Raw genomic sequence first — 5,674 nt, 5'->3', positions numbered from 1 at the left:
CCAACGAAGCCCACGCCCAAACCGCCGGCTTTCGCGGTGCCTCCGCCGACGAAGCTCCCACCAGCGTCTCCCCCGGCGAAGAATTCCGCGTCCATGTCCACGCTTCCCAGGCCACCAACGCCACGCGCCTCGAAAAAGTCTGGCTCCAGAGCCGCACCGGCGAAGACTGGAAGAGCACGATCACAGGCAGCGCTATCAATCCAACCGCGCCGGTCGCCGATCCTGTGTTTACCGTTCACGCCGCCGATAACGCCGCTCCCACAGCGCCCTTCTTCACCCGTCCCAACATCGAGCAGCCTTATTACGACATCTCAAATCCGCAGTGGCGCGAGCGTTCCTTCGCGCCGTACCCGCTCGATGCCTGGGCTGAGTTCACCTTCGACGGCCTCCCCATTCGCATCGGAGAGGTCGTGCAAACCCTCCAGCGCGTCACTGGCCCCGGCGGTTTCTACGAACCCCTCGTCGTAACGCCCGCCGTCGGCGTCAGCGTCAACCCGCAGGCTCGCATCATCCCGCTCGACGGCAGCGCTCTTCCCGTCCGCGTCACCGTCCACACTCAAGGGGCAGCAGATGGAACCGTCACACTCAAACTCCCGGATGGCTGGCAATCAAATCCCGCACAGGCACAGTTCCATCGCAAAAACGCGGGCGACACCGATCCCATCATGTTTTCTGTCACGCCTGCCGCTACTCAAACCGGAGCCTACTCCATCAAGGCCATCGCGGAGTCTGCCGGCCGCTCTTACGATTCCGGCTGGCACAGCGTAGGCTACCCCGGCCTGCGACCCTATAACCAATTCGCCCCCGCCCAACTTCAGACTCGCAAAATCGATGTCAAGCTTGCCCCCGGCCTCCGCATCGGCTACGTCATGGGTTCCGGCGATCTTGTCCCCGACGCATTGGAAGGCATGGGCATCAGCCCGCAGCTTCTCTCCACTGCAGATCTTGTGTCCGGAGATCTCAGTGTTTGCAACGTCATCGTCATTGGAATCCGCGCCTATTCCGTTCGCCCCGAACTCGCCAAGGTCCAACCCCGCCTGGACGACTTCGTCCGCAACGGCGGAACGCTCATCGTCCAGTATCAGAGCAGTACATTCCCCGCTCCGCTGCCTCTCTCGATGGGCGGCCGTCTCCCCGAGCGCGTGGTCGATGAACAGTCCGCGGTCAAGCTGCTCGATCCTTCCAACCCCCTCCTGAATTTCCCCAACAAGATCACCACCGCCGACTTTGAAGGGTGGGTAGAGGAGCGCGGCCACTCCTTCCTAGAATCGTTTGATCCCGGCTACACCGCGCTCACTGAGACCGCCGACCCAGGTCAGGATCCTCAGCGCGGTGGCTTGATCGTCACCCATCCGGGCAAGGGAACCTATATATATGTTGCCTACGCTCTCTATCGCCAGCTACCCGAGTTAGTGCCCGGGGCTTACCGCATCCTGGCCAACCTTGTTAGTGCCGGCAGGGAACCGACAACTACCCACTAAGCCACAACCAACAACAAACCCTCAATCCCGTCGCGACGATTCTCATAATCGTCGCGCGCGCCATAACCCATTCATACATTCACTCCCATATGAACAAATCGTGAATTCACGATTTTGTAACAATGCGGTACGCCTGCTTATAACTTGTTAAAAGTATGTGAATTAGTCAAATATTCATAAATTTCTGCGAGTGTGAAATACAGAACGCACAAAGGACAAGTCACGTCTTTGTTTTTCCTGCTAATTACACGCGACCTCCTCGCCTGCGCTTCTCACCACGGCTTCATCTTCAGTGCTTCAGCAGTGTGCCACCAAAAGGGCGCCCGAGATACGAAGGCGCCCGAACGATTCAACCTGATCTGAGAGGAAAAAGACGCCCAATGAAATCCCAAATGAAAATGGTTGCCGCCGCACTTCTGGCAGCCAGTCTCGTTGGTTCCTACGCTTACGCTGGTGCCCCCCCTCCACCGCCGAAGAAGAAACAAGTAGCTAAAAAGCCACCCAAACCCACTGTCGAAGACCAGATCAACGCCCTTCGCCAGGAATTCCAGGGCCAGATCGATACCCTGAAGTCCGATCTGGCAGCCAAGGATGCGCAACTGAAACAAGCGCAGCAAACCGCCAACGATGCGCAGGCCGCAGCCCAGAAGGCCCAGGCAGATGCGACTGCTCAGCAGAGTGCGCTGACTGAGAACGCAGCGGCAGTTTCAACGCTCCAGAGCACAGTTACCGACATGAAGACGGTTAATGCCACCGTTGTCTCTTCGCTCACAGATGAGGCGACCTCGATCAAGAAATCGATCGCAAGCCCTGACGTCTTGCATTACAAGGGCATCACCATCTCGCCTGCCGGCAGCTTCCTGGCGGCGGAAACCGTGTGGCGCAGCGGTGCCACCGGTGGCGATATCAACACTCCTTTCACAGGCATACCCTTGGATCACGCCGAGGCCGCGGGTTTGAGCGAGTTTTTCGGCTCCGGCCGTCAGTCGCGCCTAGCTATAAAGGCGATTGGTAAGCTGGACAACGTGACCATGACTGGCTACTACGAAATGGACTTCCTAAGTGCAGGCGTAACTTCGAACAACAACCAGTCCAACAGCTACACGCTCCGCCAGCGTCAGTTGTGGGCCGATGCAAAACTGCATGACGGCTGGGATTTCTCCGGTGGCCAGGGTTGGTCCCTCGCAACTGAAACTACCCAGGGTCTGACCCGCGGCAGTGAAATCCTGCCCGCGACTGTTGACGCGCAATATACTGCCGGCTTTGTGTGGGCTCGCCAGTACAGCTTCCGGGTGAGCAAAGATCTCAGCAAGAAGTTCTTCGCTGGTGCATCACTTGAAAACGCCGAAACCTTGAACCCGGCAGGCCAAAACCTTCCCACAAATCTGCTCATTGGTTCTCCGGGTGTTGGTGGTGGTTTGTATAACCTCAACGCGAACTACTCGTTTAACATGACGCCTGATTTCGTGGCTAAGATCGCGGTCGACCCCGGCTGGGGCCACTGGGAACTCTTCGGAATCGCCCGCAGCTTCCGCGATCGCATCTATCCTACCACCGGCACACCATATAACTACTCAGTCTGGGGCGGCGGCATTGGCGGCAGCATGCGTGGTAGCTTGGCTCACAAAAAAGTCACCGTTGGACTCAAGGGCCTTTATGGTGATGGCGTGGGTCGTTATGGCTCCTCGACCATCGCTGACGTCACGCTCCGTCCAAACGCGGACATCTCTCCCTTGCACGGCTTCTCAGCCCTCAGCACGGTTGAACTAAATCCCAATCCACGTCTGATGGTCTATCTGAACTATGGCGGTGACTACATCGGACGCGATTACGCGATCACTCCAGCCGGCACCCACGTCGGTTACGGAACCTACACAACAAATATGACCGGTTGCAACGTAGAAGTGAAATCGACCGGCTCATTCAATCCAGCAGCGCCCTCAAACTGCGGCGCAAACAACAAGGATGTCCAGGAGTTCACAGCGGGCTACTGGTACAACATGTACAGCGGCCCCAAGGGCCGGCTGCGCTATGGTCTCCAGTATGCATGGTTCCAAAGGAATCTCTGGTCTGGCGCGGGCGGCACTGCGAACCCGGGCGGCGGAGCCAAGGGTACCGACAACATGTTCTGGACCTCGTTCCGTTACTACCTCCCATAAACCTCGAACTCCGCGCAAAGAGAGAAGGGCAGTCCAATTTGGACTGCCCTTCTTTTTTCTCGACCAATCGTGAGTGCGACTGCGTTTCTATTGGACCTTCGGCTCGCCCGTCGAAAGAAATGCAATGCCTTCGATGGATTGCCCCGAGGCCAGTGCATCCCGAAGCTTTTCCGGATTCGCGCCGCTCTTTTCGGTAGCCATCTCAATCAAGCGCAGCGCGGCAGCAGGCGTCGTCGTGGCTGGCAGCCTGAAAATCCATGGCACGTTCGTCGAAGTGAGCGCCTTGTCGTTGCTCAGCGCGACGACGGGCACAAACGCCTTCAGAGCCAATTGCTCTGCCAGGTGGGCGGCGTTGCGATCCAGCGCAATGATCGCCAACGCATGCTCGTCCATCAACGCATGAACCAACTGCGTCGAAGCGGCGCCCCAGCTTTGATCGCTGGCAACAGGCAGCAATGCCCATTGCGCACTCTGCCCAATTCTCCCTCGAAGTGCCGCCCGCATATCAGCCGATTGGGCCACTGCGTCAGCATGAGGTCCGAACAGCACCACCTTCACCGGACCCGCGGGCACATCCCCCTGGTGAGGCCCCACATATTCCACGCCCTCTTCGCCGACCCGAGCATAGGGAACCTGCAGCGCAGCGGGCTTCGTGTCATTGGCAGATTTCTGCGGCGTTTGCGCACTCGCCTTTTCCATAGTTGCCACTCGATACGAAACTGCCCCGTCGTGCACTGTACCCAGAAACATGTGTGCAACGTTCTTTTGATTTGGATCAAAGATCATGTGCCCGGTCACGCCGTCATACTCTGCGATGTCAGCAAGCGCGTCGTGAATGCGCGCCCGATTCAGCCCAGCCTTGCAGATCGAATCGAGCAATTCGTTCATAGCGTCATATGCGAGTGAAGCAAACTGTTCCGGCTCTTCCTGAAACCGCACCTCATAACGCGCATTGAAATTCAGCCACGCGGGATCCTTGCGGGTCGGGTCGTAAGGGAATACCGCTTCAAATCCCTCCGCGGCACCCCCTGCCTGAGCCAGCATCTCCGGTCCCAGCGTGCGGTAAGAACCAAACACGCGCTGTCTCATTCCCAGCGCCTTCATCTGCTTCAGAATGTTCGCCGTCGGAATCTCATCCGCCCAGAGCACAATCGCATCCGCGCGTGACGACTGAATGATCTTCAGCTCTCGCGTAAAATCCGTGTCTCCGGGCAGAAACTTCTGCTCGATCACCACTGGATGCCCGAGTCGCCGCGATGCGTCACGAAACTTGATCACCCCAAACCGCCCATAGCGGCTGTTCACGCGCAGCAGCGCGATCCGCTTCAATCCCAGCTCCGTAAAGATACGCCGCGCCAACGTCAATCCCTGCACACGGTCATCCTGGAGATCGGTAAAGTACCAGGGAACGTAAGTCTCCGGAATCGTAGGGTCCGTCGAGGCTGAGTTGACGATGGGAATCTCCGCCTTCAGCGCCACCCGCAGTGCGATGTGAGTCGACTCGGAACTGATAGAGCCAAACATCGCCCAGTCCTGATCGTCGTAAACCATTTTCACGATTTCGTTCGACGCAGACCCCCAGATCGTCGGATCGGTCGCGCGGTCGTCTCCATACACTGCCTTCGCCTGCCAGTTGTCATAGTCGTTATGCAGCATCAGCTTGAATGGCTTGCCGCCGTAGCCGCCCCGCGCATTGGCCTCTTCGACTGCCAATTGCGCGCCATGCAGCATCCTCAGTCCGAACACCTGCTCCGGACTGTGCTCGATCGGCCCAAAGAAACCGATGCGCACTTCTGTCAGATTCTTAGGCTCGGGAATGTCTCGACCCGCACCCATATAGATATTCGGGTGGACGTAATTCAGGTCGTAAGGCTTGGCAAATTTCTCGTACGGGCTTAGATCCACCGGCTCGCCCGCATAGGGCTCCACCACCCGGTCTTTCGGCGGACCTGGAGGATGCGCCCCGCACTCGCATGTGCTCTTGCTCGGTGCTGCTTCCTGTCCCGACAAACCCGCCGTTGTGCCGGCGGCCAA

At 58.2% G+C, this 5,674-nt stretch carries 3 protein-coding genes; 2 read left to right on the top strand and 1 reads right to left on the bottom strand.

Features of this window, described 5'->3' with window-relative positions; translation table 11 throughout:
* The coding region (locus tag WA354_RS17020) for a type 1 glutamine amidotransferase family protein (RefSeq protein ID WP_472814219.1) at window positions 1-1,481 on the top strand (1,481 nt) is incomplete at its 5' end.
* Between the two features lie 380 nt (window positions 1,482-1,861).
* Window positions 1,862-3,640 (top strand): hypothetical protein, encoded by a 1,779-nt coding sequence (locus tag WA354_RS17015; RefSeq protein ID WP_472814218.1) that lies wholly within the window; start codon window positions 1,862-1,864, stop codon window positions 3,638-3,640.
* 87 nt (window positions 3,641-3,727) lie between these two features.
* On the opposite strand, the gene WA354_RS17010 is transcribed toward WA354_RS17015, so the two are convergent.
* A partial coding sequence (locus WA354_RS17010) for an ABC transporter substrate-binding protein (RefSeq protein ID WP_472814217.1) occupies window positions 3,728-5,674 on the bottom strand: 1,947 nt, incomplete at its 5' end.

It is taken from the genome of Occallatibacter sp., from assembly GCF_049802275.1.
Classification (GTDB): Bacteria; Acidobacteriota; Terriglobia; order Terriglobales; family Acidobacteriaceae; genus Telmatobacter.
The sequence above is the reverse complement of the archived record's forward strand: the minus strand, read 5'-3'. Positions and strand labels throughout refer to the sequence as shown.

Excerpts from the sequence above, each read along its gene's own strand:
- WA354_RS17015 (WP_472814218.1), top strand. The coding sequence starts at position 1,862 with ATGAAATCCCAAATGAAAATGGTTGCCGCCGCACTTCTGGCAGCCAGT.